This is a genomic window from Paraburkholderia sp. D1E (genome assembly GCF_052682275.1).
The window spans coordinates 8,520,000-8,546,221 of sequence record NZ_JBQYMB010000001.1; the positions used below are offsets into that span (position 1 = coordinate 8,520,000).

At 61.5% G+C, this 26,222-nt stretch carries 23 protein-coding genes; 13 read left to right on the plus strand and 10 right to left on the minus strand.

Annotated features, from left to right (window positions below):
* Window positions 1-13: 13 nt before the first annotated feature.
* Complete coding sequence (locus tag ACUN0E_RS38315) at window positions 14-790, minus strand: SDR family NAD(P)-dependent oxidoreductase (protein ID WP_445569887.1); 777 nt, start codon at window positions 788-790, stop codon at window positions 14-16.
* Window positions 791-1,112: 322 nt separating this feature from the next.
* Between ACUN0E_RS38315 and ACUN0E_RS38320 the strand changes: the two genes are divergently transcribed.
* The 6 genes from ACUN0E_RS38320 (at window position 1,113) to ACUN0E_RS38345 (ending at window position 5,550) form a co-directional block, all read left to right on the plus strand.
* Window positions 1,113-2,096, plus strand: coding sequence for a helix-turn-helix domain-containing protein (locus ACUN0E_RS38320; protein ID WP_445569888.1), 984 nt, complete (start codon window positions 1,113-1,115; stop codon window positions 2,094-2,096).
* Window positions 2,097-3,001: 905 nt separating this feature from the next.
* Window positions 3,002-3,721, plus strand: coding sequence for a PAAR domain-containing protein (locus ACUN0E_RS38325; RefSeq protein WP_408225599.1), 720 nt, complete (start codon window positions 3,002-3,004; stop codon window positions 3,719-3,721).
* Window positions 3,722-3,723: 2 nt separating this feature from the next.
* Window positions 3,724-4,302 carry a hypothetical protein gene (locus tag ACUN0E_RS38330; RefSeq protein WP_445569889.1) on the plus strand — a complete coding sequence of 193 codons (579 nt, stop codon included), beginning with the start codon at window positions 3,724-3,726 and terminating at the stop codon, window positions 4,300-4,302.
* On the plus strand, window positions 4,299-4,877 hold the full coding sequence (locus ACUN0E_RS38335) for a lysozyme (RefSeq protein WP_408225593.1): 579 nt from the start codon (window positions 4,299-4,301) through the stop codon (window positions 4,875-4,877). Before ACUN0E_RS38330 ends, ACUN0E_RS38335 begins: the two co-directional genes overlap by 4 nt.
* Window positions 4,861-5,271 carry a hypothetical protein gene (locus ACUN0E_RS38340; RefSeq protein WP_408225590.1) on the plus strand — a complete coding sequence of 137 codons (411 nt, stop codon included), beginning with the start codon at window positions 4,861-4,863 and terminating at the stop codon, window positions 5,269-5,271. The genes ACUN0E_RS38335 and ACUN0E_RS38340 overlap by 17 nt, the downstream gene beginning before the upstream one ends.
* Window positions 5,272-5,409: 138 nt before the next feature.
* Window positions 5,410-5,550, plus strand: a complete 141-nt coding sequence (locus ACUN0E_RS38345; protein ID WP_166618355.1) for a hypothetical protein — start codon at window positions 5,410-5,412, stop codon at window positions 5,548-5,550.
* A 47-nt stretch (window positions 5,551-5,597) separates the two neighbouring features.
* Here the strand turns inward: ACUN0E_RS38345 and ACUN0E_RS38350 are convergent, their stop codons facing one another.
* From ACUN0E_RS38350 to ACUN0E_RS38365, 4 genes are all read right to left on the minus strand, one after another.
* Window positions 5,598-7,082, minus strand: coding sequence for an MFS transporter (locus ACUN0E_RS38350; RefSeq protein WP_445569890.1), 1,485 nt, complete (start codon window positions 7,080-7,082; stop codon window positions 5,598-5,600).
* 245 nt (window positions 7,083-7,327) lie between these two features.
* Window positions 7,328-8,605 carry a CaiB/BaiF CoA transferase family protein gene (locus tag ACUN0E_RS38355; protein ID WP_445569891.1) on the minus strand — a complete coding sequence of 426 codons (1,278 nt, stop codon included), beginning with the start codon at window positions 8,603-8,605 and terminating at the stop codon, window positions 7,328-7,330.
* Entirely contained in the window at window positions 8,602-9,579 is a 978-nt protein-coding gene (locus ACUN0E_RS38360) for a hydroxymethylglutaryl-CoA lyase (protein ID WP_408390670.1), read from the minus strand. Before ACUN0E_RS38360 ends, ACUN0E_RS38355 begins: the two co-directional genes overlap by 4 nt.
* A gap of 333 nt (window positions 9,580-9,912) precedes the next feature.
* A complete protein-coding gene (locus ACUN0E_RS38365) occupies window positions 9,913-10,806 on the minus strand; it encodes a LysR substrate-binding domain-containing protein (RefSeq protein WP_445569892.1) in 894 nt (297 codons plus the stop codon).
* A 319-nt stretch (window positions 10,807-11,125) separates the two neighbouring features.
* Between ACUN0E_RS38365 and ACUN0E_RS38370 the strand changes: the two genes are divergently transcribed.
* Entirely contained in the window at window positions 11,126-11,767 is a 642-nt protein-coding gene (locus ACUN0E_RS38370) for a LysE family translocator (RefSeq protein WP_445569893.1), read from the plus strand.
* 168 nt (window positions 11,768-11,935) lie between these two features.
* Window positions 11,936-12,724 (plus strand): sulfite exporter TauE/SafE family protein, encoded by a 789-nt coding sequence (locus ACUN0E_RS38375; protein ID WP_408225572.1) that lies wholly within the window; start codon window positions 11,936-11,938, stop codon window positions 12,722-12,724.
* A 113-nt stretch (window positions 12,725-12,837) separates the two neighbouring features.
* On the opposite strand, the gene ACUN0E_RS38380 is transcribed toward ACUN0E_RS38375, so the two are convergent.
* Complete coding sequence (locus ACUN0E_RS38380; protein ID WP_408225570.1) at window positions 12,838-13,086, minus strand: hypothetical protein; 249 nt, start codon at window positions 13,084-13,086, stop codon at window positions 12,838-12,840.
* A gap of 341 nt (window positions 13,087-13,427) precedes the next feature.
* On the minus strand, window positions 13,428-13,781 hold the full coding sequence (locus tag ACUN0E_RS38385; RefSeq protein ID WP_408520092.1) for a BON domain-containing protein: 354 nt from the start codon (window positions 13,779-13,781) through the stop codon (window positions 13,428-13,430).
* A gap of 671 nt (window positions 13,782-14,452) precedes the next feature.
* Between ACUN0E_RS38385 and ACUN0E_RS38390 the strand changes: the two genes are divergently transcribed.
* The 3 genes from ACUN0E_RS38390 to ACUN0E_RS38400 all read left to right on the plus strand — a co-directional run bounded on the left by ACUN0E_RS38390 (window position 14,453) and on the right by ACUN0E_RS38400 (window position 18,047).
* Window positions 14,453-15,940: a TAXI family TRAP transporter solute-binding subunit gene (locus ACUN0E_RS38390; RefSeq protein ID WP_408225564.1), complete on the plus strand. Its 1,488-nt coding sequence runs from the start codon at window positions 14,453-14,455 to the stop codon at window positions 15,938-15,940.
* Window positions 15,941-16,177: 237 nt separating this feature from the next.
* Window positions 16,178-16,822, plus strand: coding sequence for a 2-hydroxychromene-2-carboxylate isomerase (locus ACUN0E_RS38395; protein ID WP_445569894.1), 645 nt, complete (start codon window positions 16,178-16,180; stop codon window positions 16,820-16,822).
* A 244-nt stretch (window positions 16,823-17,066) separates the two neighbouring features.
* Window positions 17,067-18,047, plus strand: coding sequence for a LysR substrate-binding domain-containing protein (locus ACUN0E_RS38400; protein WP_445569895.1), 981 nt, complete (start codon window positions 17,067-17,069; stop codon window positions 18,045-18,047).
* A 116-nt stretch (window positions 18,048-18,163) separates the two neighbouring features.
* Here the strand turns inward: ACUN0E_RS38400 and xdhC are convergent, their stop codons facing one another.
* The 3 genes from xdhC to xdhA form a co-directional block, all read right to left on the minus strand.
* Window positions 18,164-18,730 carry a xanthine dehydrogenase accessory protein XdhC gene (xdhC, locus tag ACUN0E_RS38405; RefSeq protein WP_408390676.1) on the minus strand — a complete coding sequence of 189 codons (567 nt, stop codon included), beginning with the start codon at window positions 18,728-18,730 and terminating at the stop codon, window positions 18,164-18,166.
* 40 nt (window positions 18,731-18,770) lie between these two features.
* Window positions 18,771-21,137 carry a xanthine dehydrogenase molybdopterin binding subunit gene (gene xdhB, locus ACUN0E_RS38410; RefSeq protein ID WP_445569896.1) on the minus strand — a complete coding sequence of 789 codons (2,367 nt, stop codon included), beginning with the start codon at window positions 21,135-21,137 and terminating at the stop codon, window positions 18,771-18,773.
* 111 nt (window positions 21,138-21,248) lie between these two features.
* Entirely contained in the window at window positions 21,249-22,778 is a 1,530-nt protein-coding gene (gene xdhA / locus ACUN0E_RS38415) for a xanthine dehydrogenase small subunit (RefSeq protein WP_445569897.1), read from the minus strand.
* Between the two features lie 389 nt (window positions 22,779-23,167).
* Between xdhA and ACUN0E_RS38420 the strand changes: the two genes are divergently transcribed.
* The gene (locus tag ACUN0E_RS38420) at window positions 23,168-24,379 is read left to right on the plus strand and encodes an MFS transporter (protein ID WP_408225546.1); all 1,212 of its coding nucleotides are present in this window, start codon (window positions 23,168-23,170) and stop codon (window positions 24,377-24,379) included.
* 825 nt (window positions 24,380-25,204) lie between these two features.
* Window positions 25,205-26,152, plus strand: coding sequence for an IS110 family transposase (locus ACUN0E_RS38425; protein ID WP_445569898.1), 948 nt, complete (start codon window positions 25,205-25,207; stop codon window positions 26,150-26,152).
* The last annotated feature ends 70 nt before the right edge of the window (window positions 26,153-26,222 follow it).

A 26,222-nucleotide genomic window follows, 5' to 3' on the forward strand; every position in this document is an offset into this window, starting at 1 on the left:
ACGAAGGACCGGCTCACGCAGCCGTAAAGCAGTTGTCGACGTACAGGTGTGCGCCGTTGACGAAACTGGCGTCGTCGCTGGCGAGAAAGAGCGCGGCGCGCGCGACTTCTTCCGGCGCGCAAAGACGGCCCTGCTGCACCGAGAGTGCCGCTTCGCTCGCATCGAAGCCATACTTCGCCAGCGCACTGATTTCGCGGCGCCCATGCGGCGTATCGATGAAACCGGGGCATACGGCATTGCAGCGAATACCACGATCGCGATACTCGACGGCAATTGAGCGTGCGAACATGGCGCACGCACCTTTGGTCGTGCAGTACAGCACTTCGAGCGGCGTGGCCGCCACCGACGAAATCGACGCCGTGCATACGATCGAACCGCTGCCCACGGCAAGCATGTGCGGCAGGACCGCGCGTGTCATCATGAACATGCTTTTCACGTTGACGTTCATGAGCCAGTCGTAGTCGTCGTCGGTGGTATCGACGAACGGCTTCACGACGATGCTGCCGGCGTGGTTGAAGAGCACGTCGATGCGCCCGAAGCGCGCCATGATGTTCGCCACGGCGGCGTCCACGGCTGCACGCTTCGACACATCGGCGGCAAACAGTTCGGCTGTTCCGCCTGCCGCGCGAATGCGCGTCACGACTTCTTCGCCCGCATCGGTATTAATATCGACCACGGCGACCTGTGCGCCTTCCTGCGCGAACAGCAGCGACGCCGCGCCGCCCGCGCCGGTTGCGCCACCTGACACGATTGCGATCTTGCCTTCCAGCCTGCCTGCCGATCTGCTCATGCGCGACTCCCGTTCCAGTGTCTGATGCATTGCGTTGCGCTACGTTATGCACAAAGTAGGGGCGGCAAAAAGCGGCGACTATCCAAAATTGGCAAAAAGTAAAAATCCCGTAAAAATCCGGCTTACTGACAAATGCATTACATCTTGAGCTGAATGCTTGCTGTATCTGGCCGCCACCGTGTTCGCGATCTGTGCGGACTCGGCGCAGGAAGCCGCATGCGTGCCCCGGATGGGTCGCTCCAACGCTGCGACGTAAATTTTTTTTCGCATACACTGATCGGCACGAGGCTTTCGGGGAGCGCCAACAGAATCGGGAGAAGCTATGCAGGCGGTCAATCAGACACGCAGCGCCGTCGAGATTCGCTGTTGCCGGAACATCGACGAGCAGGCGATGTTGCTCGATGCGTGGAACCAGAGCTATTGCCAGATTTCGCGCGGCGCCTTCGACGGCTCGGTGAGTTCGTTCGCCGCGGGCGGCGTGCGGGTGTTGGTGGAACGTCTGAACCGCACGGTCTATCAACGCGGCCAGGTGGCGCGATCCAAGCTGGCCGTCGGCATTCCATTTCAACTCGAAGGACATGCGCTGCTGTGCGGGCAGACGAGTCATCGCGACGGCTTGCATGTGTTTTCCGGCGATGGCGGGTTCGAGTTTTTATCGCCTGACAAGCACGTGGTGGTGAATCTGGAGATCGAGCCTGGTGCGATTGGCGATGAACTGGTGCGCTCGCAGCTCGATGGAATTACGCCGATGCTAGGCGCGAGGCCTGGCGTATTGAATGTCGATCCTGCGAGATTGCAGGGTTTTCGCGAAGTACTCAAACAATTGCTCGACGCAGTGGCTGCAACGCCGACTTTGCTCGATGACGTTGGCGTGGCGGCGTCGTTCGAGAAGTCGGTGATATTCGGTCTTGCCGAGGCATTGCAGGGGATGCGAAGTGCCGATCCGCACGGGAATGTCGAGGCACGTACGGCGCGGAACTGGCAACTCGTGCGCGGGGTTCGCGAGCTGGTTGAAGAGTCGCCCGATTGCCCGCTGTCCGTGGCGGAATTGTGTGCCCGGTTTCGCGCGAGCCGGCGCACATTGCAATATGCATTTGAGGATACGCTTGGGGTGAATCCTTCGGCGTATATGCGAGCTGTTCGGCTCGATCATGTGCGGCGGGAATTGCGGGGTTCCGGGTCTGTTACCGAAGTCGCTACGCGGTGGGGGTTCTGGCATTTTGGGAATTTCTCCAATGAGTATCGGGGGCAGTTTGGGGAGTTGCCATCGGAAACTTGGCGGCGTAGCAGAAGCCGCGCAGGTTGAAGTTTGGTTTGTGCCTGCGCGGCGCTTGTTCACCTGTGCGCTTACGGCTTTGGCCGTTCCTTGAATTGTTAGTTTAGTGGTCTATTAGCGTCGCCCCTGTGCAGGGCAATGCTCTCAACTGATATGACTTTCCGTGTCAATCGGGATCGGTTTTCGTTTTCCATCCATAGGCGCGTAAATTTCCTGAGGGCGACGTAGCAGTAAGTCTCGACGGTGAATCACACTGATATCCGCGGGTTAGTCACCGCATTACAGAGGTCCGTCTCATGAGCCTGCCGCTTTCTTAAGTCGCAAATCGGGCGGCGCCCGTTGCGAAGTTGAGCCTCGGGTTACTCGGGTACCGGGCTACGCCGCCTTCAGGAAACTCCTCCAGATGTTCTTCAGCCGTTCAATGATCGCGCGCTTACGCTGCCTGTGGGGTCCGCGGTATGGCGAGCGACATGGCCAGCCTGTTGATGTCCCACATGAAACCGGCCAGTTCCCGGGTAGCGCGGTGCATCACGACGGGCCGTCAAACCCGCGCCGTTTTGTGTAACGGCAGGAACAATGTAAATCACCTGTTTTTGGGGACGATCAACCAAACAGGCTAGACACGCGAACTATAACCAATCTTTACATTTTCCCCGCGGACGGTGTGCGCCTGCGCGGGTCGAGCAAATCGCCAAACGCATCTTCGATACTGAGTATGTGTTCCTGCGTCCCTTTTTCCCGGCCACAAAAACCAGAGCAAACGCACCTTTAATCGGGTTTACAACAATCCCGCCACCATCTGTAACGTTTCATGCAATTGCTCATGCGCCCTGAATCGCATTGTTATCTTTTCGGATCTGTCTTATGGCAGTCGCGTTCAAACGCAGCGAGTCTCGGCAAATTGGTCTTGTTCAACCACTAGCAGGAGACAGCACATGAAAGATAAGCAGAGCAAAGAAATCAAATATCTGTTTGCGACGATTGGTTCGTTAACCGCCCGCGGAGGACGTGTGACCACAGCGACAGGCGGGGCGTCTTACTGCGGCCTTGGCCTGGCTTGTGTCGGCGATATTGTGACATACGCCGACGGCAGCGAGGCGGTGATTGTGGACGGCGCGGGTTTTATGTGTGTGATGGATGGTCGCCCCGCTGCATTGGTCGGAAGTAGTCTGAGCAATGGTGACCGCATCATTGAGACGCTATGGGAAAACGCCTATTTCACAGTACCCGAAGGCGAAACCATCGCAGGTCTGTTCGATAGCGACTATGTTCCGTCACCTGATACCGCACCACTCTGGCGCTTTGCAGTCACAGGAGCAACAACGCGTCGAGGCGGTGTGCTGCGCGAGGTAACTAGCACGTTTGAAGTCCGCGATACCAGCCGCAAGGCGGCATGTACGGGTGACTTCATCGAATACTCCGATGGCACTCGCGCGCAGATTATCACGGGTGTCGGCTTACCGGACACGCCTCACTTTCGACCGCTCGCAGTAGTGGGAAGCATGCTGGACAACGGCGACGTGATTACTGACAGCCCGCACCGCGACGGGCACGCGACCAGCTTCGTGCCGATGTACGCAGACGTCGTCGCCGCCACTCACTACCCGGTCACCGGAGAGACCGGCTTGTTCGTAGGCTACAGAGCGGAGGTTTAACAATGCCCATCTATTACGCGGTAGTCGAAGGCGATCCACTTGATAACGGCGGCAGCAGTTATGTGGTTACGGGCAAAGACAATTGCACGATCACGGACGACAACGGACGATCCAGGCGCGTGACCTACATTGGACATGAGGCCTGGTGCGACAAATGTAAAAGTGCGGGGAGGATCGTTTCGGGCGTGTTCCCTGTTTCAGTCAGGCGTCCATACAGCAGCGAACTAGGGCAAGACATGGCCCTTGGTGGCGACCATGTGCTGTGCAAATGCATGCCGCATCCCCGTATCGTTTCCGTTTACGGACGGCGCTCCCGACTCATCGACGAAGGAAGGCCCGATCTTACAGGCGTTGCGCGCTCAGAAGAAAACGGCAGCGCATGCACCGGCCACCATGACGAACAGTTCGTGCTGAAGGATACGCACGGCCAGCCTTTGCCAGAGACCTACTACTCGATCCGTCTTCCGTCTGGCGAGTTCCAGCATGGAGTAACCGACTCGCAAGGGCGAACGGCGCGCTATCGGACAGACCACGCAAGGAATATCTCTATCCATCTCGGCCATTTGCAAGGTGCTCAATGACTCAACCACTTGCAACTGTAGTGACGAACACAAACCCAAGCTCGTCTGTCACGGTCTACACCCAGCGACTGGGCAAGCCATGGGTAGTGTCCGATGACGGGCTTTCCTTTATGGCAGTGTGGGAGTCCGGCATACTGAATGGTACAAATTTTCAGGGGCACCACGTTACAGATGGATTTATTCTAAAGGCGTACCGCGACAACGTTGGAATTCCAACGGTCGCCTGCGGGCATCGCATCGTGCCATCGGACCATATCGAGGTCGGGCAGACAATTTCGCTTGAGCGCGCGCGAGACTTCAAGAAACACGATGTAGCGCGAATGGAGCGTCGTTTGAACGACGACGTGCGTGTACCCCTCTTTCAATTCGAGTATGACGCTCTGGTAAGCATCGTTTATAACTGCGGGCCAAATTCTGGAGCCGATGAGATAATTAGGAAGATCAACACAGGAAATTACAGTGGAATGTTCGATTTCATTCTAACGTATCGCATCGGCAGCAATCCGGGGCTTCCTCCGCGCCGTTATTCGGAAGCGCGCCTTTTCGCATCGGGGATCTATGATGCATCTCACTAGGCAACTCTCCGCAGTTATTGTCCTCGCCATATCTTCTCACTGGGCATTGGCGAAGACAGACCCAGAATGTTTGAAGCACTTGGGCGGTGGCTTTTCCGATGCGCAATGCTTCGCCGGTTTGCAAGCGGATATGGTTGAGGAAAACAAACTGTTGTACAAAAAAATACGTTCAAAAATCCCGGCCGGCAACGGGCACGCAGAAGTGCTTGACGCCTATATGGCGGCGCAGGATGACGGGGTGAAATTCTGCGAGTTGCAGCGCGACGCGGGCGCAGGATGGGAGACTAACCCAGACGGTTCCATGTATCCCGCGTTATACCAACAGTGCGTATTCGACCTGCGCAAAGTTCAAAACAAGTTCCTCACGGATCTGCTAACAATGGCAAATTGGTAGCAGAATTTACCCCGCTTCGACCAGACGAAAGCGCCGCACAGGCAAAAAAACCAAAATCCCTCCCATAAACACAAAATTCAGCGCACACTATCCTACTGCTCCCTCTCGGAGCGATAAAAGCCTATTGGGGAGCCCATCATGGCAAAAGGTCAAATGCGCAGTAACCGCGAAGTAAAGAAACCGAAGCAGGCCAAGAAACCCACACCGGCCACGACGCCGTCGGGTGCGCCGCCGATCCGCGTGGCGCCGACCGTTTCGGCAACCCCAAAGAAGCACTAAACGAGCAAGCCCGCCCCGCCAAGCGGGCATCGCCCAACAGCAAAGCACTACCTCGAAATATCCTCCAGCGCGACATCCCGTGTCTTCGGCCCAAGGGTTCCGATGGCCACCATCACCACCACCATCGCTCCTGAAATAAACACGAACACCCCGTTCACGCCAAAGCGGCTCAAGCATCCCGCAATCACAAATGCGGAGAACATCGCCGAAATCCGGCTCCACGAATAAACAAATCCTACTGCCCTCGCCCGAATGCTGGTCGGAAACAGTTCCGCCTGATACGCGTGATAGCTGTATGAAATAATATTGCCCGCCAGCACAAGACACACCCCAAGACTCACAAGCAGCACCGTCTCCCTCGCCTGGCTGAACAGCAACCCGCACACCACGTTCACCGCCGCCATGCAGATAATCACCGTCTTACGCTCGAAGCGGTCGGCAATCAGCATCCCCAGCAACGGTCCAAGCGGCGCCGCGATCGCAATGATGCTCGCGTACATCAAACTCGTCGTGACGGTAATACCCTGCTTGATCAGCAACGTCGGAATCCAGTTCGCGAAGCCGTAATAGCCCATCGTCTGGAACACGTGGAAAATGATCAACATCAGCGTGCGTTTTCGATACGGCGGCACCAGCAAGTCGCGAAACGCCGCGCGCGCACGCACCGGTTCGGGCAACGCCGGCTCCGGCAAAGGCCGTCCATATTCGCGTTCCACACGCGCTTCGAGTCGCTTCATCACGGCGTCGGCTTCTTCGATGCGGCCTTTCTGTGCGAGCCAGCGTGGACTCTCCGGCAAACGCAAACGAATCCACCACACCACGATCGCGCCCGTCACGCCGGTCAGCACGACCAGACGCCAGCCATCGAGGCCGAAATAACGGTGCGGCACCAGCAAATAGGACAGAAACGCGACGATCGGCACCGCGCAGAAACCGACTGCTTGCGAAAAGGCCGACGCGCGGCCGCGCACGTGCTTCGGTACGAGTTCGGAGATGTACGTACCGATCGTCACGATCTCCACGCCGATACCGATCCCCGCGATGAACCGCCAGAGATTGAGCCCAAGCGCCGTGTCCTGGAACGCCATGATGATGTTGGCCGCGGTGTACCACAGCAGCGACCATGTGAAGATTGCGCGCCGGCCGAAGCGGTCGGCGAGAAAACCGCATGCCGCCGTGCCGATAAAGAGGCCCGCGAATAACGCCGCGATGAAACTCGCCACGCCGCTGGTGCCGAACAGACCATGCGTCGTCGCGGTGAGAATGCCGCTGCGCACGAGGCCCGGCGCGATGTAGCCGGAGAACATCAGGTCGTACAGTTCGAAGAACAGGCCGAGGCTCAACAGCATCACCAGTTGCCAGATGGAACGCGTGGCGGGCAAGCGGTCGAGCCGCGCGGAAATGCGCGCACCCTCCAGCACGATTTCATCAGCGCGGGCGCCTGCCGGTACATCGACGCCCGAGGGTACATCCCCCAGCGTGCCTGCATCGCCGACCGCTGTCGCATATACCGCATGATTCGACGATTTCATCGTCAGTCTCCGTTGTCGATCGGAGTTAGCGCTTTAGCGCTTACTCCGATCCCATGCAAAATGGTTGCTGAATTCCGGTCTGACGCCGGATGAGATTTGATTAACTACGTTCGACACATCGGGCCCCTGCGACGCAATGGCGCTACGCCCAATCATTCGCGCGGGCGCTTTATGGGCCGCTGCTTCACGTCTCTTCGGCCGCTACAGACATGCAGCTTTGGGTGCCGCCCCAAGAATTGCTACCCTCACGCCGCTTCCCGCGGCGTTTGCGCCACGCCGCCGCCCAACGCCGCGATCCGCGCTTCGTCGTAGCCCAGACCACGCAGCACGTCGGCGGTGTGCTCGCCGATCTTTGCGATCGGCTGGCGCGGTTGCAGGCGAGCGCCATCCATCGAAATCGGCAGCAAGGGCATCGCGGTTTCGCTTCCGTCGTCCAGGGTCAATCGCGCAAGGCCACCGCTCTCGTTCAGATGCGGATCGTCGAACAGGTCTTCGGGTTTCGTGATCGACGCGAACGGAATGTGGTCGCGTTCGAACAGCGGCACGAGCGCCGCACCTTCGCGGCGGCTCAAGGTTTCGCCAAGCGTCTTCAGCAACCATTCGCGCGCCAGCACGCGCTCGTTGTTGGTCGCGAGGCGCGGGTCGGCCAGCAGATCGGCGCGGCCAAGAATCGCGCACAGCGCGCGCCACTGGCCGTCGCCGGTCGCGGCGATAAACATCTGCTCGTCGTTGGCAAGCTGGAACACGTCGTAGACAGCCCATGCGCTGATGCGCTCAGGCATCGGCGCAGCGGGCACGCCGGTCGCGGCGAACTGCTGCATGTGTTGCGCGGAGAGCAGCACGCAGTTTTCGAACAGGGCGCTCTGCACTTCCTTGCCGCGTCCGCTCGTATGCCGTTCGTGCAACGCGGCAAGCACACCGATCGCGCCGAACATGCCGCCCATGATGTCGTTGACCGAACTGCCCGCGCGCAACGGACGGCCTACCGGTCCCGTCATGTAGGCGAGGCCCGCCATCATCTGCACGACTTCGTCGAGCGCGAGACGATGTTCGTATGGACCGTTCAGAAAGCCTTTGTGCGAGACATAGATCAGCGTGGGATTGCGTTCGTGCAGCGACGCGTAATCGAGACCCAGGCTCGCCATGCGTCCCGGCTTGAAGTTCTCGACGAATACATCCGCGGTGTCGACCAGCTTGTGCAGCGCTGCCAGCCCGGCTTCGCTATCGAGATCGAGCGCGACACTCTTCTTGTTGCGGTTGAAGGTGCGAAAGAACCCCGCCCCTGTGCCGAGCAAACGGCGCGTACCGTCGCCGCGCGGCGGCTCGACCTTGATCACTTCGGCGCCGAGGTCGCCAAGAATCATCCCGCACGTCGGCCCCATCACCATATGCGACAGCTCGACCACGCGAATGCCAGCGAGCGGCAACGCGCCCTGCTGTTCCGCCGACGAAGCAGGTGCGGACGAGGTTGACGTAGAAGAAGCAGGTGTCGAAGGAGCAGACGTAGAAGAAACCGGATTCATTGCAGCACCTGTGATTCGGAAGATTCAAAACGTTGAGCAGCGGCACTGAACTGCTTCGGCAAACCGGCACGCGCCAGATAGCCGTACAGCGGTTCGCCAGGCAATCCATCGGCGAGGACGTCGCGCGACGCGATGAGTCTGGTGAGGTCGATGCCGGTGTCGTAGCCCATGCTGTCGAGCATGAACACGAGGTCTTCGGTGTTCACGTTGCCGGTCGCGCCCGGCGCATGCGGACAGCCACCGAGGCCGGCCAGCGATGCGTCGAATTCGCGGATGCCGTGCTGCAGCGCCATCAGCGTATTCGCGAGACCGAGGCCGCGCGTGTCGTGGAAATGCAGCGAGCGCAGCTTGCTGCCCGCGACCTCCCGCACCAGTTCGATGATTTCGCCGACCTGGCGCGGCGTTGCTTCGCCGGTGGTGTCGCCGAGGGCGATGACATCGGCGCCCGCCTGCAACGCGGCACGCGCAATCGCGGCGATGTCGGCATAAGGCACCCCGCCTTGCAGCGTGCAGCCGAACACCGTCGATAGACCGGCGATCAATTCGACGCGCCGCGTGTTCGCGCTAGCAGCGCAATCGATCAGTTCGCGCATCGCGGCAAATGCCTCGATCATCTCTGCGGGCGTCTTACGAACATTGGCAAGGCTATGCGCCGTGCTCACCGAAATCGGCGCGACGATCCGATGCACGCCGGAGTCGAGCGCACGTTGTGCGCCCTTCAGGTTCGGCACCAGGGCCGTCACGATCAGATCGTCGTAGGTGAGCGCGTGGGCGATCACATCGTCGGCGTCGGCCATTTGCGGCAGCAGCTTCGCCGGCACGAACGACGCGACCTCCATATGCCGCACGCCGGCAGCATATGCGGCGTCGATCCAGCGCCGTTTGAACTCGGTGGGCATCGTGCGAGCGATGCTTTGCAGGCCATCGCGCATGCCGACTTCGGTCACGACGACGCGTTCCTGGGTGTCACTCATGGTCTTGAATCCCGGTCTCGAATCTTGCGTGGAATGCGGAAAATGAAGCAGCTGAGTGACAGCGTGCCCGCGTGCGGCCGCGCAGCAAAGTCTGCGTTGACGACGCACTCCATCGCCACGCGCGATGGCGGCAGAGGCAAGCGGGACGGGCGTGCGCCGTAGCAAAGGGGAAACCCTTAAGGGCTTCTCAGAGGGTGCCGGGAGGACGTTGTGAGAGCCTGCAGAGAACGGCGGGGAACGTCAGGGCGTGCTTGGGAGGGATGCTGGAAGAGCGCTCAGCAGGCGTTCAGAGGACGTCCCGGCTGCGCCCAGAAAACAAACCGTAGCCGGCGTTCAGACCGAGCGCAGCAAGTGATCGAGTAAATGCGACACCGTCAACGTCAGCGCATTGCGATCGCGCATGCAGATCACGAAGCGGCGCTCTGCCCATGCTTCCTGCAAGGGCACGGCGACGATGCCGTATTCGTCGGCGGCATGCCTGGGCAACGCTTCGCTCGGCAGGATCGCAACGGCAAGGCCTGCCTGGATAAACCGATAGGCGGCATCGAAGGTCGATACATAGGTTCGATAGTTGAGCTCGCTGCCTTTTTCCACCGCAATGCGCTGCATGAGCGCGTTCACCGACGCGTTCGATGCGAGCCCGAGATGATCGAATGCCAGGGTTTGATCGAAACCGATTGCTGCCTCACCGGCCAATGGATGATCGCGCGGCACAATCAGCGCGAGATGATCGGAGCGGTACTGCAGCACATCGAGACTGCCCATCGGCACCACATCGCGGCAGATGCCGAGATCGGCCACGCCCTCTTCCAGACCGCGTACGATCTCGGCGCTGACGCGCTCCTCGACATCGACGCGAATCTGCGGATTGGCCTTCAGAAATGCCGACAATGCCTCGGGCAAAAACTCGACCATCGACGACACATTCGCCAGCACCCGTACATGACCGCGTGCGCCGGCCGCGTATTCGCTGAGCTCCGCCTGCAAACGCTCGTGGCCGCGCATGATGAGCCGCGCGTGCCTGAGCAGCGCCTCGCCGGCCGCGGTCGCGCGCACGCCGCGCTGGCTGCGCGAGAGCAGCGCAACGTCGACCAGCGCTTCGAGATCCGCCAGGCGCTTGCTGACCGCGGAGGGTGCGATGAACTCGCGTTCAGCCGCGCGCGCGATCGTGCCTTCTTCGCAGACAGCGATAAAGAGGCGCAACGTCATCTGATCGATTTGCCACATGAACGGACGTGCCCCGGGTGTTTGAAGTGGGAAAATTATGCCCGAGGAAGGCGGCTGCCGAGTCCGCCCCAGGGTATCCACGGCCCGCACGCTGGTTTGTCCCGTCGATCGCGTGCTGAGTTGCGAAGGTCGATCATGTGCCGAACGGCATAGTTCGCAGTTGTGCCAGGGTGTGCTGCCTGATCCTCGCAGCCTTGCCCAGGATTTTCGGTCTGGCTATGCTTGAGGGCGCGTCAGCGTGACGCCCGCCGGCAAGCATGCGAAAGCGCAGCACGCGCGACTATACCCACGAAGCAGAACAACCGATAAAGGCTGTCCCATGTCCACCACCAGTCTCTTCGTCACCTCAGCGGGTGTCGGCCTCGCGATTGCCGCGCCGGTCGGGCCGATGGGCATGCTTTGCATCCGCCGCACGCTGACCGGCGGTCCGCGTGCGGGGCTGGCGATCGGCTTCGGCATCGCGAGCGGCGATGCATTCTATGGTCTGATCGCGGCACTCGGTCTGGTCGGCATTTCGCAGTTCATGCTCGCCTACGACCGACCCTTGCATCTGATCGCCGGCCTGTTTCTGCTTTATCTCGGCGTGCGTACGCTGCTGCAGAAACCGCCCGCCGACGCAGCAAACGACAACGGCGACGGCAAGCTCGCACAGGTGGGCCGCGCCGGCGCACTGCGCGCGTATGCCAGTTCGTTGCTGCTCACGTTGACCAACCCACAAACCGTCATCATGTTCGCCGCGCTGTTCACGACGCTCGCGCCGCGGGGCGCGTTTTCGTCGAGCATCGCGTTGACCACCGTAGGCGGCGTGTTTTGCGGTTCGATCGCGTGGTGGTGTTTTCTCGTGACCGTGGTGTCGCTCGCGCGTCATGCGATCGGCAGCAAGCTGCGCGTTGCGATCGACCGGATCGTCGGGATCACGCTGGCGGCCTTCGGCATCGTCGAGATTCGACGCGCGCTTTGAGTGGGATTCAGACGCTTGCATACGCAAGCTCGGCAGTTTTGCGACAATAGCGGCTTTCGCCGCGCCGCCACGGGCCTGTCGTCGACATTCGCCGACACCCGCAGGCAAGCGCGCGCCGGCCTTGCCGCCTAACCTGTCCAACCCACCCGACCGTCAACGGTCTGCTCAATGGCTCTTCCCCACATCGATCTGCTGTACTCCGTCTCCGGCCTGTTCGTCGGCTTTCTGGTCGGACTGACGGGCGTTGGCGGCGGCTCGCTGATGACGCCGATCCTGGTCCTGTTGTTCAACGTGCATCCGGCCACCGCGGTCGGCACCGATCTGCTGTACGCAGCCGCCACCAAGGCGACCGGCACCCTCGTGCACGGCCTGAAAGGCTCCGTCGACTGGCAGATCACCCTGCGCCTCGCGGCCGGCAGCGTACCTGCGGCGACGATCACCTTGATCCTGCTGCATCGTTACGGAATGGACACCCCGGGCACGAGCCGGCTGATCCAGATCGTGCTCGGCGCGGCTCTGCTGGTGACAGCCGTGGCACTTATATTTCGTCCGCAACTCGCGGCGCTCGGCACGCGCCGTCAACGCGCTCCCAGTCAAGGGCGCACGCTCGCACTCACCATGCTGACCGGCGCGGTGCTGGGCGTACTGGTGTCGCTGACGTCGGTGGGTGCGGGCGCCATCGGCGTGACGGTGTTGTTGCTGCTGTATCCGCTGCTGCCGACCACGCGCATCGTCGGCTCCGATATCGCACATGCGGTGCCGCTCACGCTGCTGGCGGGCGCGGGGCACTGGCTGCTGGGCTCGGTCGACTGGTCGATGCTTCTGTCGCTGCTGGTGGGGTCATTGCCGGGCATCGCGATCGGCAGTTATCTGTCGTCGCGCGCGCCGGACGCGCTGCTGCGCAATGTGCTCGCCGCCACGCTCACGCTGGTCGGCGTGCGCCTCGTGCTGGCGTGAAGCGGGAGTCCTGACCGTCGGTCCTGACAGGCGCCCTTGGCAGGTAGTTTGCGTAGGCGGCTTGAAGTACCAGCCTGAGGCGCTGACAAAACGCCAGCACACCCAGACCACGTCTATTTGAAAAACCTGCAGGTCAGATCGGTCTCGAACTGCCTGACCCATTGGCCGTGATGGTCGTGATAGCACTGCGCCCAGCCGCCGCGTCGAATCGTGACAAGGCGCTCGTGCGCGGCGTCGCCCGGGTCCGGACAGGCGCTGATGTCGAAATGCGCCGGCGCGAAACCGTGCCGCGCGCACACCAGTTCGAAAGCCGCCCGATCGCCGATCGGCAGATCGGTATACCGCAAAAGCGTGGTTTCCATGGCGTTGACTCCGGTTCCACTTGCATCACAGTACGCTTCGCGACGCGTCAATTGTGTGTCACAGCGTACAGACGGACCGTTGCGGTGCAGGGGTTCAGCACGGAACGGGTCTGAACCATCATCATCGCTTCAAAAATCACCGCCACGAAAAATAAAGCGAAAAAAAAGGGCTCTGGCTATTCGCCGGAACCCTCGCGCTGGCATGCATCACGATGGCGCATAGCGATATGCGTGATGCATGCACCTTCCGATACAGCCCTGAGCGCCTGCAGGCGCCTCACGCGCTCTGGCAAGCGGCTTAATGGCAGACCGCTTATCGCGGCCTGCTCACTGCTGCCGTTTTATTGCTGAACAACGGTCAGCTTGTTCGTCACCGACGTCACGCCGGCAACGCCCTTGGCCGCTTCACCGGCAGCGTCGATCTGACCTTGGTCAGGCACCGAGCCCGTCAGCGTCACCGCACCGCCACGCGCACGCACGGCGATGTTCGAGACGTCGATGCCTTGCGCCTTGGCAAGCGCGCTGCGCACCTTGCGACCCAGTTGGCTATTGGCCTTCTTGCCGGCCTTGGCGCTTGCAGCCGGCGTTGCGGTCGTGCCCGTCGCCGTTGCATCGCTTGCCTGAGCGTACACATTGCACGCCACCACCATCGCCACGACCGAGCCCAGCGTTTTCAGAAAACCGACCGATTTCATAGTTTCTCCTTGGCTACACATTGGACCGCATGTACAAGCGGTTTCGTTACGACTACGGGCGACCAGGCTGCGGACGCGGCAAAACGCGGCCCAGCGACGGCCAACTATGGCTGCAACACGGTGTGCGAGAGGCGAGAGAGGCCGGCCGCCGTTAGTCGCACGATGCCACGCATGCGATGCGGTACGAGAGCCGGCAAGCCGCGAAGTCTGCCAGCGCGCCCGGTTCTTGTCTGTCTTGCCGGGTCACGCCGCGCAAACGTCTGATCGCGGCAGCGATCCACAATTTAATCTAGCCGCGCCAGAAGCGCAAAGGGTTTAGTCATACTGCGGTGTTGACTGCTGCTTGCCGTGGGGGCCCGGATCGGGTTTTTCATGCGCCGTTCATATTTGGGTCCGTGGCGGGTTCATCCGCCGTTCATGGGCCGTTCACGCGTCGTTCACGCGTCGTTCACGAATTGTTACGGGTTTGACGGCGCCCGCCCAGGCCGGACACTGCGCCGCCGCGCGATTCTCAGGTACCATCGGCGCGACATGCCCTGCCGCGCGGCTTGTGCGTCTTATGCGTATTTTGCCGCGACCTGCCCGGCACGGCGCAGAGGCCTTGCCCCGGTTCGCGCGCCGCAGAGCGCCGCCACCCTGTTCACTTTCGACCGTAGCCGTCACGTCACCCGATGAAGCCAGCCACCGGCCGCAAACGCCCTCCCCGTCTCGTCGCCCGTTTCGTGGCGATCTCCTGGCGCGATCTGGCGGTCTCATTCGGACCGATCCTGCTGATCGCCGTCGCGGCGATCTGGGTCGCCGTGCGTCTGATCCAGCCCGCCCCGCCCAGTACGCTGACGATCAGCGCCGGCCCCGAAGGCAGCACCTTCTGGAATGCGGCGCAGAAGTACAAGACGATTCTGGCGCGCAACCGTATCACGCTGAACGTGTTGTCCTCGGAAGGCTCGCTGCAGAATCTCAAACGGCTCTCAGACCCGAACTCGAACGTTGACGTCGGCTTCGTGCAGGATGGCGTCGCGCCCGGCCCGGTGAACGAGGGCTTGATGTCGCTCGGCAGCGTGGCCTATGTACCGCTGGCGATCTTCTATCACGGGCCGACGGTCGCGCGCCTCTCCGAATTCAAGGGCTTGCGGCTTGCCGTCGGCGCCGAGGGCAGCGGCACACGTGAGCTGGCGCTCGCGCTGCTCAAGGCAAACGGCATCGTGCCGGGCGGCCCGACCAAACTGTTGCCGCTCTCGGGCGACGACGCCGCCCAGGCACTCGTCGCCGGCAAAATCGACGCGGCTTTTCTGGCCGGCGATTCGGCGCAACCAGCGGTGATGGGCAAGCTGTATCGAACGCCGAATGTGCAGTTCTACGACTTCACCCAAGCCGATGCCTACACGCGTCGTTTTCCGTATCTGACGCAGCTCGAGATGCCGATGGGCGCGTTCGACCTCGGCAAGAATCTGCCGTCCGCACCGATTCATATGGTGGCGCCGACCGCCGAACTGGTGGCGCGCGACTCGCTGCATCCCGCGCTTTCCGATCTGCTGATCGAAGCGGCGCGCGAGGTCCACGGCAAGGCGAACGTCATGCAGCGTGCCGGCGAATTCCCCGCGCCGCTCGCGCACGATTTCCCGATCAGCGACGACGCTGCCCGTTACTACAAGTCAGGCAAGAGCTTCCTCTACCGGGTCCTGCCGTTCTGGCTGGCAAGTCTCGCGGACCGGTTGCTGGTGGTCGTGGTGCCATTGATCGTGCTGCTGATCCCGGCGCTGCGTCTCGTGCCGGCGCTATATGCCTGGCGGGTGAAATCGCGTATCTACCGCTGGTACGGCGCGCTGATCGCGATCGAACGAAGCGCGCTCAGCGAGCACTCGGCCGCCGAACGCGCGTCGCTGATCGAGCGGCTCGATACGATTGAAGAGTCGGTGAACGGTCTGAAAATGCCGCTTGCCTATGCGGATCAGTTCTACGTGCTGCGCGAGCATATCGGTTTCGTGCGCGAGCGGCTCACGCATAACCGCGAGGCCCAGCGCGAGGCAGCAGCCGAACCCGGCGACGGACCGCAGCCGCCCGAGGCCGGGCGCGCATCAGAAGACGATGACGCCGCTGAATCACCTGAGGCGCGCGGAGCCGCCGAGGCAGACGAGCCTCCGGCCGGCCGCCCCGCCTAGGGACTCAATCGACGACCCCGCACAGTCGGATTCCACGTCTAGCTGGAATGGCTGCGCCGAGCCTGATTTGACATCGGCCGCGACGATGGCGCCGCAACCGGGCGCGACGTCCGCCGTACCGGCCGTCGCCGGCCAGAAACCAAACGGTGCAAGCGGCGGCCGCACCGCGTAAGATCATTACAATTCCGACGGTCCAGCAGACGGCACCGGTCGGAACGGGCAATTCGGGAGACATTTATGACCGTTGGCATCGACGCCAGGCAACCGCAGTGGTTTTACGACTTTGTCTCGCCGTTCACCTACCTGTTGCTCGAGCAACACGACAAATGGCCGGGCTTCGACTTCGCGTTTACGCCGGTCGTGCTGAACGACCTCTATCACCACTGGGGCCAGCGGCCCGCTTACAGCGTGCCCGCCAAACGCACCTTTCTGTATCGCCACGCGCTGTTTCGCGCGGAGCAACTCGGCATTCCGTTCAAGATGCCGCCGGCCCATCCGTTCGAATCGATGAAGCCGCTCCTGCTCGCCACCGCGGAGAAGGGCGACATCAGCTTTGTACGCGAGATTTTCCGTTTCATCTGGCGCGAAGGCCGCGATCCGTCGAGCGATGCAGCGTTCGCCGAGCTGTGCGAGCGCGTCGGTATGCCGGATGGCCCGGAACTCATCAAGAATGAAGAAGTGAAGGCGCAATTGCAGCGCAACACTGCGGATGCAATCGATCTGGGCGTCTACGGCGTGCCGACCTTCCGTCTGAACGACCAGTTGTTCTGGGGCGAAGACGCGTTGCCGATGGTGCTGTATTGCGCACGCACGCCGAACTGGCTCGACTCGAAGGAAGTGAAGCGGATCAGTTCGCTGCCGTCGGGTCTCACGGATAATTAACGAAGGCAAACCGTAAGATTCGTGCAAGCACGCATGCCTCGCTTGCGTCTTCGCATGTCTTTTCAGACGTGATTGCGTCAAAAAGGGCGTCCTGATGCCGGCCATACCGTGCCCGCTATGCCGCCACACTGCAAACGGGCCTAAGGTTATAACCTTTGCGCCCCACACTCGCGATCTGACTCGCGGGCGGCTCCGACCGACGCTTCATCCGGGCCCGACCTGCTTGCATCGCCTCGCCTAAACCATGGACGATTCCGCCGCCTCCCTCGATATCTGGCTCGTGCGCGTGCTGCGCACGCTGATCGTCGAGCGCAGCGTCACGCAAACCGCACTGCGTCTGAATCAGACCCAGCCCGCCATCAGCACCGCGCTGCGCAAACTGCGCGAGACGCTGAACGACCCGATCCTCGTGCGCGGCAAATCGGGCATGGTGCCGACCGAATACGGCGAATCGTTGCTAGCCTCGGCGCAACGTGTGCTGCGCGAAGTCGATTTCGTTGCGACGCCGCACGGCGACTTCGATCCCGGCCGCTCGCGCCGCACCTTCCGCGTGGCCGCGCCGGATTATCTGAACGACTTCTTCATGCCCACCGTAATCGCGCAGTTTCGCGAAGCGGCGCCGCATGCGCGTCTGGAGATCGATTCGCTAAGCCCGATGCTCGACCATTCGGCCGCGCTCGATGCGGGCGAACTCGATCTGGTGATCGGCAACTGGCCGAAGCCGGATCTGCGTTTCGAGCGCAGCGACCTGTTCTCCGACACGGTGGTGTGCCTGATGCGCGCCGACCATCCGCTCGCACGCACGCCGATGACGCGCGAAGCGTATCTCGCCGCGCCACATCTCGCGCCCACGCCTTATAGCGGCGCGAGCGGCGGCGCCGTCGACATCGGATTCGCACGGGCCCGCGCCGAGCGGCGCATCGTCGCCACGCTGCCCTACTTCGGCCTCGTACCACAAACGCTGCTGCAGTCGGATCTGATCTTCACGACCACACGCCGTTTCGCGATGCACTATGCGAGCATCCTGCCGCTTGCGGTCGTCGAAGTGCCGATTCCCTTTCCCCGCATCAAGTGTTATCAGCTATGGCATCCGCAGCCGGACCGGCCAAGCGATGTTGGCTGGCTGCGCACGTTGATGTCTCAAGTGTCGGACGGATTGGTCGCGCAGAAGGTGCGGCGCGCGAAACGGCCGGCGAAAAAGGAAACGTCAGCCGCGACGGGCTGACGTTATGGTTCGAAGTCTGGCAGGGCGAGCGCTCTACATGGCGCGCCTTTATCTTGAGCAATTCAAGTTACCGGCCCGACGTCGAACTCCTTACGCCAGGCACTCGCTCTATCTACTCACACGCTCGCGTAAAGCTTCTGCGTCACTGCCTGCGCCGCGGCCTGCCGCGTACGAATCTGCAGTAATTCAGCGCACACCGCAACCGCGATTGCCGCTGGCGCTTTATCGACAATGCCGGTCACGCCGATCGGACACGTCATCTCCACCAGCCGATCCAGATCCACGCCGCGATCCAGCAAACGACGCTCGAATTTCACGCGTTTGGTCTTCGAGCCGATCATGCCGAAGTAGGTGAAATCGCGCCGCCGCATGATGCGTGCGGCGAGCGAAAAATCGAGCGCGTGGTTATGCGTCATCACGAGGAAATACGCGCCGGGCGGCGCCGTGTCGACGATTGCATCGGGCGTGTCGGTTGCTTCGACCTGCACGTTGGCCGGCGTTTCGTCGGGGAACAGTTCGTCGCGCTCATCGACCCACTGAACCACGCACGGCAAGCTGCCGAGCAGCGTGACGAGCGCATGGCCGACATGCCCCGCGCCGAACAGCACGATATGCATCGGCGCTGGTCGCGGTGCTTCCACGGCGCTGCGCCGGCCGATCTGAACGGAAGAGAAGTCGTTCATGGCGATCATTCCAGTTGGTTTCAATATTTGCACGCAACGCCTACTGCCGCGCCGCCGCGACGGCCGCCCGTACTGCGCCGACTGCCTTCAAGATTTCCTCGCTGGTCGCGGGCGCATTCAGCGGCGGATTGACCTTGTGGTCACCCACGGCCGACACGGCATCGCGCACAGCAAAGAACACCGAGAACGGCAGCAGCAGCGGGGGCTCGCCGGTCGCCTTCGAACGGTGGATGCTGTCCTCGGCATTGCGGTTCTTGAACAGGCGCACACGGAAATCGGGCGGCGTATCGTTGACGGTCGGAATCTTGTAGGTGGACGGGGCGTGCGTCATCAACTTGCCGCCGGTGTTCCACCACAGTTCTTCGGTCGTGAGCCAACCCATGCCCTGAATGAACGCGCCTTCCACCTGACCGACGTCGAGCGCCGGATTCAGCGATGCGCCCACGTCATGCAATGCGTCCGCGCGCAGCACGCGCATTTCGCCAGTCAGCGTATCGATCACCACTTCCGATACGGCCGCGCCGTACGAGTAGTAGTAGAACGGCCTGCCTTGCAGCTTCGATTGATCCCAGTAGAGCTTCGGCGTCGCGTAGAAGCCGTCCGACCACAACTGGACGCGCGCAACGTAGGCCTTCGCGATCACTTCTTCGAACGGCACAATCATCTCGCCGACCACCACACGGTCGTGAACGAAACGCACTTCCGAGGCGCTCACCTGCCCCGCGCCGAAACGCTCGGCGGCAAAGGCCGACAGACGTTCGCGCAACTGGCGCGCAGCATCTTGCGCCGCCTTGCCGTTCAGGTCCGAACCGGTCGATGCAGCGGTCGCCGACGTATTGGCGATCTTGCTCGTGTCCGTTGCCGTGACGCGGATGCGGTTAAAGCCGATGCCCAGTTCATGCGCAACAACCTGCGCGACCTTCGTGTTCAAGCCCTGGCCCATTTCGGTGCCGCCGTGGTTCACCAGCACCGAACCGTCGGTGTAGATGTGCACCAGCGCGCCGGCCTGGTTGAAGTGGGTCACGTTGAACGCGATGCCGAACTTGACCGGCGTCAGTGCCAGTCCCTTCTTCAGTACTTCGTTGTTCGCATTGAACTCGTTGATCGCCGCACGGCGCGCGCGATATTCGCTGGTGGCTTCGAGCTCGTCGATCAGTTCGTGAATCACGTTGTCTTCGACCACCTGACCGTACGGCGTCTGGTTGCGCTCGGTCTTGCCGTACAGATTGCGACGGCGCACGTCGAGCGAATCTTCGCCCACCGAACGCGCGACGTTGTCCATGATGTACTCGATCGCGAACGCGCCTTGCGGGCCACCGAAGCCGCGGAACGCGGTGTTCGACTGCGTGTTGGTCTTGCCGCAGAAGCCGTCGATCGTCACGTCGGACAACCAGTACGCGTTGTCGAAGTGGCACAGCGCGCGCGTCATCACCGGACCGGAGAGGTCGGCGGAAAAGCCGCAACGTGAAGTCATGTCGACCGTCACGCCGTCGATCACGCCCGTGTCGTCGTAGCCCACTTCATACGTGTAGTGGAAGTCGTGACGCTTGCCGGTGACCATCATGTCGTCATCGCGGTCCGGGCGCAGCTTGACCGGGCACAACAGCTTCCATGCGGCCAGCGCCGCGCAGCACGCGAACAGACCCGATTGCGATTCCTTGCCGCCAAAGCCGCCGCCCATGCGGCGGCATTCGATCAGCACGTTGTGCGACGCCACGCCCAATGCATGCGCAACCATGTGCTGCATTTCGGTCGGGTGCTGCGTCGAACAGTAGACGTGCATGCCGTCGTCGTCCTTCGGCACCGCGTACGAAATCTGGCCTTCCAGATAGAACTGTTCCTGGCCGCCGAGCAGCATCTCGCCAGCTTCGCGACGCGCCGCACGCGCGATCTTCGTGCCGGCTTCGCCACGCGCGAGTTTCATCGGCGGCAAGACGTGCTGATTCGCGGCGCGGGCCTGTTGTGCGGTGAGAATCGCAGGCAACTCTTCGTAGACAACTTCAGCGCGGCGCGCAGCCAGACGCGCGGTTTCATGCGAAATGGCGACCACGATGAACATCGGCTGGCCGACGTATTGCACGAGGCCGTCCGCGAGAATCGGATCGTCGCCGTGGATGATCGGGCCGACGTCGTTGACGCCGGGGAAATCCTCGGCGGTGAAGATCGCGACCACGCCAGGCGTGGCGCGCACTTTGTCGAGCGACATCGAGACGATCTTCGCGTGCGCTTTCGGCGACAGGCCGAGCGCGGCGTGCAGCGTGCCGGCGAGCGTCGGGATGTCGTCGGTGTAAGTGGCGCGGCCGCTCACGTGCAAATGTGCGGACTCGTGCGGACGCGAGACGTGGACCTGGGTAAAGTCGTCGAGATCCTGAAGGTCTTTCAGGAACGGTTCGGCTTGCTGATTCATTCTGGTGTTCTCCGTATTCTTTTAAGAAAACGCTGGGCCGCCCCAAGTTTTCTTATTCCCCCTCGGGGGGCCTGGCGCATAGCGCCAGGGTTGGGGGCGCTCCGCCCCTTCTCAGGCGCTCGCGCCAGCCGGGGCGCAGGCAGCGGCAACTGCACGAACATCCAGCGCGCTCCTGGGCAGCGGATTGTTCGGACGCGTCTCGAGCCAGAAGCGGTACAACGTGTTCTTTGCCGCTTCAAGGCGGTAGTGGCTGGTCGCGCGCATATCGCTAAGCGGCGCGTAGTCGTTGCCGAGCGCGAGCATCGCGGCCTGCGCCGTAGCTTCGTGCCATTCGGCGTCGCGCAGCACGGCTTCGGCATGCGTCGCACGCTTCGATGTGGCGGCCATGCCGCCGAACGCGATGCGCGGCTCGCGGACCACGTTGCCGTCGGCGATAAAGGAGAACGCGGCGCACACCGCCGAGATATCCGAATCGAAACGCTTCGACAGCTTGTAGGTGCGGAACTGCAGGTTCTTACGCACACCGGTGCGGGTCGGCACCTTGAGGCCGACAACGAACTCATGCTCCGCCATGTCCCTCTTCTGATACGCGAGGTACAGGTCCTCGAGCGGCATTTCGCGTTCGATCTCGCCGCCGCGCACGATCACATGCGCGCCGATCGCGATCAGGCCAGGCATCGAATCTCCGATCGGCGAGCCATTCGCGATGTTGCCGCCGAGCGTGCCGGCATTGCGGATCGGCAGCGACGCGAAGCGTTGCCACATTTCGTTGAGTTCTGGATATTGCTTCGCGATTTCCGCGTACGCCTTTTCCACGCTGACGCCCGCACCGATCTCGATCCAGTCGTCATTGGTTTCGAGCTTTTGCAGCTCGGCGATCTGGCCGACGTAGACGATGTTGCCCAGCTCACGCATCAGCTTGGTGACCCACAGGCCGATGTCCGTGCTGCCAGCAAGAATACGGGTGGCCGGTGCGGCTTCCTTGATCTTCGCGAGTGCGTCGACGGTGCGCGGCGCGGCGAACTGCTGGCCTGCGTGCTGGTAGTTGAACGTGTCCTTGCGTTCGAGCGTGGCGAGCGTTTTCGACAGGGCTTCGACATTGACCGGCGCTTTCGGCGCGGGAGCTTCGAACATGCGAACGGCGGCGTCGACGATCGGACGATAACCGGTGCAGCGGCACAGATTGCCGGTCAGCGCATTGCTGATGTCCTCACGCGACGGCACAGTCTTGTTCGCGCAGCTATGTTCATGACCGTGCTTTTCGTACAGCGACCACATCGACATCACGAAACCGGGCGTGCAGAAGCCGCACTGCGAGCCGTGGCACTCCACCATCGCTTCCTGCACCGGATGCAGCGAGCCGTCAGGCTGACGCAGGTCTTCGACTGTGAAGAGTGCTTTGCCGTCCAACGTCGGCACGAACTGAATGCAGGCGTTAACCGCCTTGAAGTCGACGCCGCCCGCCTCGTTGCGCTCGCCGATCACGACCGTGCACGCGCCGCAGTCGCCTTCGGCACACCCTTCCTTGGTGCCGGTGCAATGCACGTCCTCGCGCAGATACTGCAAGACGGTGCGGGTGACGGGCGCATCCTTGATCTCACGGATCGCGTTGCGGTGGTAGAAGCGAATCGGCTCAGTCATGTCTCGTTACTCTCAATGTTCTGTGTCCGTGGGGACGTGCTGCGATGATGGTTCGAAAACTATCACCGTCAATAAATACAACCCATAGCAGGGATCGCATGCGGGACATATCCGCGAAACGATATAGAGATAGTTTTGAGGACCGGTTGGCTTATGTTGACGTGGCCGTTTTGCCATATTTTTATATGAATTATAGATTTATAGCCATTAACGACTGTGGTCACTTCACCCGAAGCGCATCAAACGATCGCTCGCAAAGGGTAAAAACCGACCACTATAGAGATCCGGCACCTTTATTTGGGCGCCAAAACTATTAAGCAACTCCTGCAAGAGAATCGGTTCCATGGGAAAATCACGCCTTTCCGCCGTTTTCAAGTCTCGTTTTCCCCATGTCCACCGACTCAGCGACACCTCGCAGCGAATTTTCGACGACCATGCAGATCATTCCGGTCGTTTTTTTCACGTTTCTTTGCTATCTGACGATCGGGATTCCGCTTGCCGTGTTGCCTGGCTACGTGCATGACGATCTGGGTTATAGCGCGGTGCTGGCCGGCGCGGCGATCAGCGTGCAGTACCTGGCGACGCTGGCATCGCGGCCGCTGGCCGGCCGTTCGGCCGACACGTTGGGGCCGAAGCGAACGGTATCGATCGGCCTGCTGGGTTGCGGCGCAAGTGGGATTTTGTTGCTGCTGGCCGTATTGTGCGAGCGCTGGCCGGTGTTGAGCTTGGGATTGCTGGTGTGCAGCCGTCTCGTGCTCGGCTTCGGTGAAAGCTTGTGCGGCACCGGCGCAATTTTGTGGGGTATTGGCCGGGTGGGCACGAGCAACAATGCCCGGGTGATTTCGTGGAACGGTATCGCGACCTATGGCGCGCTCGCGGTCGGCGCGCCGCTCGGCGTCGCGATCGCGCACACGATCGGGTTCGCCGCACTGGGCATTCTGGTGATTCTGCTGGCGGCACTCGGTTTTTATCTGGCGCGACCAATCGCCCCTGTGCCGATCGTGCATGGCGAGCGGATGTCGTACCGGAGCGTGTTCACACGGGTGCTGCCGCATGGCATCGGGCTGGCGCTAGGCTCGGCCGGTTTTGGGTCGATTGCAACGTTCATTACGCTGTTTTATGCCGCGCGTCATTGGCCCAATGCAGCTTTGTCGTTGACTGTTTTCGGCACGCTGTTCATCGGCGCGCGCCTGTTGTTCGCCAACACGATCAAGGCTTACGGTGGGTTCCGGGTCGCGATTGCTTCGTTTTCGTTTGAATGCGCCGGGCTGTTGTTGTTGTGGCTGGCGCCTGAGCCGCATATCGCCCTCGCGGGGGCGGCTTTGACCGGGTTTGGGTTTGCTCTGGTGTTCCCTGCCCTGGGCGTTGAAGCCGTGGGGCTCGTGCCGCCCGCCAGCCGTGGCGCAGCCTTGTCGGCCTATTCGGTGTTTCTCGATCTGTCGCTGGGGATTACCGGGCCGTTGGCCGGGTATATCGCTGGGGAGTTTGGCTATGCGCAGGTGTTTCTTTTTGCAGCGGTAGCTTCCGCGCTGGCAGTCGTGCTGTCGACGATGATGTATCTGCGCAATTCGCGAGCGCCGACTGCACCTGCTGCGCTGTGACTTTTTTTTGCCCGCCAGGCGGGTTGTTTGTCTGTTTGCCTACGGCGGTGGCCTTTCCTGGATCTGACTTTTGGCCTTTCCTTGAATTCATAGTGGTCTATTAGTGTTCGCCCCTGTGCGGGGCGGCACTTACTTCTCTTTGCCGCCGCAAAGAGAAGTAAGCAAGAGAAAGCGGCTCACCCCGCTAATTCTTAAGCGGGTCCCCCGCACAGCCACGGTAGTGGTGCATCTGGAATCTGTGTTCCCGCACATTTTGCCTTGGTGACAAGGCAGTCATACTTCCGGCGGCGCTGCGCGCGCCGAAGCGCACCTCTCAAAACCGATTGCTGTGTTTTCGCACTCGTGCCTCATCGGCATTTTGCCGAGACGAAGCCGATGACTTCCTCCGTGCTGAAACGAAGCCCAGGTTTCTCACACAACTCCGTCGTCGCCGAGGCGAAGCCGATGGCCACCACCACGCCCAACCGAAGTGCCTGGTTTCCCATGCATACCCATCCGCGACGCACGCAGTGCGGAGTGGGAGCTGATGACGGCTTGGTCACTGACGCGAAGTGTGCGAGGGCACGGATTCCAGATGCACCACTACCGCAACTGTGCGGGGAACCCGCTTAAAAATTAGCGGTTTGAGCTGCTTTCTTTTGCCTACTTGTATATTCCCTCCTGTGGCGTCGACCCGATCAGTTGTCGCCACACGGACAGTCAGCTCGTCTGCCTACAGTGCCTCGAGCCCGCAGAAAAGCCTGAGCGACTGTCCTTTTTATCCTCGTAACCCGAACAGTTGACTGAGCCTCGAGCTCGTATTTTCCTGCAAGTATGGGTACCGTGATGAACCAGACTTCCTCTTCCGTTTATATCGGCATCGACGTCAGTGGTAGCACCCTCGACGTTGCCATCCACGACACTACCGAACATTTCAGTGTCGACAATGAAACCGCCGCCATCGACCAGCTGGTCCAGCGTCTGATGGCGCTGAGCCCCACACTGATCGTCATGGAGGCCACCGGCAAGCTCGAACTCGCCGTGCTCAGGGCACTCTGTGAAGCCGGTCTGCCCGCTGTCGCAGTCAATCCCCGACAGGTGCGTGACTTCGCGCGCGCTACGGGGCGACGCGCCAAGACCGACCGTATCGATGCCTTCGCCATTGCCCATTTCGGCGCCGTCATCAAACCTGTCGTGCGCCCGCTCAACGATGTGCAGACCGAGCAGTTGCAGGCCCTGCTGCTGCGCCGTGCCCAGCTTATCGACATGCTGGTGGCGGAAAAAGCCCGCCTGGAGCGCGCCCACGCCGCAGCTAAGGAAAGCCTGAATGACCATATCAAATGGCTCAAACAGCAGCTCACCGTCGCTGATAAGGACATTGATTCGTTCATGCGCTCTTCGCCCGCCTGGCGCCAGAAGGAGGATCTGCTGCGCTCCGTGCCCGGGATCGGCCCCGGTGCCGCGGCCACACTGATCGCCTTCATGCCACAGCTCGGTTCACTGAACCGCCGCGAGATCGCCGCACTCACCGGTGTCGCGCCGTTCAATTGCGACAGCGGCAAGCACATCGGCAAGCGTCGCATTCAGGGCGGTCGCGCCATCGTGCGTCGCGCGCTTTACATGGCCTGCATACCTGCGCTGCGCTTCAATCCGGTGATCAGAGCCTTCTATGACCGTCTGCGCAAGGCCGGCAAACCATTCAAGGTGGCCATGACCGCGTGCATTCGCAAGCTCATCGTGACGCTCAACGCCATGGTCCACAACGCCACACACTGGAACGCATCGATGAATTGACCGGCGGTATAGCTTTGCCCGGATGCTGTGCCTGAACGCGATCACTCGCGTGGTCTGCGCTCGCCTGTAC

What these genes read in the sequence shown, in the direction of transcription:
- ACUN0E_RS38315 (WP_445569887.1), bottom strand. Translation starts at nt 790, where the DNA reads ATGAGCAGATCGGCAGGCAGGCTGGAAGGCAAGATCGCAATCGTGTCA.
- ACUN0E_RS38320 (WP_445569888.1), top strand. Translation starts at nt 1,113, where the DNA reads ATGCAGGCGGTCAATCAGACACGCAGCGCCGTCGAGATTCGCTGTTGC.
- ACUN0E_RS38325 (WP_408225599.1), top strand. Translation starts at nt 3,002, where the DNA reads ATGAAAGATAAGCAGAGCAAAGAAATCAAATATCTGTTTGCGACGATT.
- ACUN0E_RS38330 (WP_445569889.1), top strand. Translation starts at nt 3,724, where the DNA reads ATGCCCATCTATTACGCGGTAGTCGAAGGCGATCCACTTGATAACGGC.
- ACUN0E_RS38335 (WP_408225593.1), top strand. Translation starts at nt 4,299, where the DNA reads ATGACTCAACCACTTGCAACTGTAGTGACGAACACAAACCCAAGCTCG.
- ACUN0E_RS38340 (WP_408225590.1), top strand. Translation starts at nt 4,861, where the DNA reads ATGATGCATCTCACTAGGCAACTCTCCGCAGTTATTGTCCTCGCCATA.
- ACUN0E_RS38345 (WP_166618355.1), top strand. Translation starts at nt 5,410, where the DNA reads ATGGCAAAAGGTCAAATGCGCAGTAACCGCGAAGTAAAGAAACCGAAG.
- ACUN0E_RS38350 (WP_445569890.1), bottom strand. Translation starts at nt 7,082, where the DNA reads ATGAAATCGTCGAATCATGCGGTATATGCGACAGCGGTCGGCGATGCA.
- ACUN0E_RS38355 (WP_445569891.1), bottom strand. Translation starts at nt 8,605, where the DNA reads ATGAATCCGGTTTCTTCTACGTCTGCTCCTTCGACACCTGCTTCTTCT.
- ACUN0E_RS38360 (WP_408390670.1), bottom strand. Translation starts at nt 9,579, where the DNA reads ATGAGTGACACCCAGGAACGCGTCGTCGTGACCGAAGTCGGCATGCGC.
- ACUN0E_RS38365 (WP_445569892.1), bottom strand. Translation starts at nt 10,806, where the DNA reads ATGTGGCAAATCGATCAGATGACGTTGCGCCTCTTTATCGCTGTCTGC.
- ACUN0E_RS38370 (WP_445569893.1), top strand. Translation starts at nt 11,126, where the DNA reads ATGTCCACCACCAGTCTCTTCGTCACCTCAGCGGGTGTCGGCCTCGCG.
- ACUN0E_RS38375 (WP_408225572.1), top strand. Translation starts at nt 11,936, where the DNA reads ATGGCTCTTCCCCACATCGATCTGCTGTACTCCGTCTCCGGCCTGTTC.
- ACUN0E_RS38380 (WP_408225570.1), bottom strand. Translation starts at nt 13,086, where the DNA reads ATGGAAACCACGCTTTTGCGGTATACCGATCTGCCGATCGGCGATCGG.
- ACUN0E_RS38385 (WP_408520092.1), bottom strand. Translation starts at nt 13,781, where the DNA reads ATGAAATCGGTCGGTTTTCTGAAAACGCTGGGCTCGGTCGTGGCGATG.
- ACUN0E_RS38390 (WP_408225564.1), top strand. Translation starts at nt 14,453, where the DNA reads ATGAAGCCAGCCACCGGCCGCAAACGCCCTCCCCGTCTCGTCGCCCGT.
- ACUN0E_RS38395 (WP_445569894.1), top strand. Translation starts at nt 16,178, where the DNA reads ATGACCGTTGGCATCGACGCCAGGCAACCGCAGTGGTTTTACGACTTT.
- ACUN0E_RS38400 (WP_445569895.1), top strand. Translation starts at nt 17,067, where the DNA reads ATGGACGATTCCGCCGCCTCCCTCGATATCTGGCTCGTGCGCGTGCTG.
- xdhC (WP_408390676.1), bottom strand. Translation starts at nt 18,730, where the DNA reads ATGAACGACTTCTCTTCCGTTCAGATCGGCCGGCGCAGCGCCGTGGAA.
- xdhB (WP_445569896.1), bottom strand. Translation starts at nt 21,137, where the DNA reads ATGAATCAGCAAGCCGAACCGTTCCTGAAAGACCTTCAGGATCTCGAC.
- xdhA (WP_445569897.1), bottom strand. Translation starts at nt 22,778, where the DNA reads ATGACTGAGCCGATTCGCTTCTACCACCGCAACGCGATCCGTGAGATC.
- ACUN0E_RS38420 (WP_408225546.1), top strand. Translation starts at nt 23,168, where the DNA reads ATGTCCACCGACTCAGCGACACCTCGCAGCGAATTTTCGACGACCATG.
- ACUN0E_RS38425 (WP_445569898.1), top strand. Translation starts at nt 25,205, where the DNA reads ATGAACCAGACTTCCTCTTCCGTTTATATCGGCATCGACGTCAGTGGT.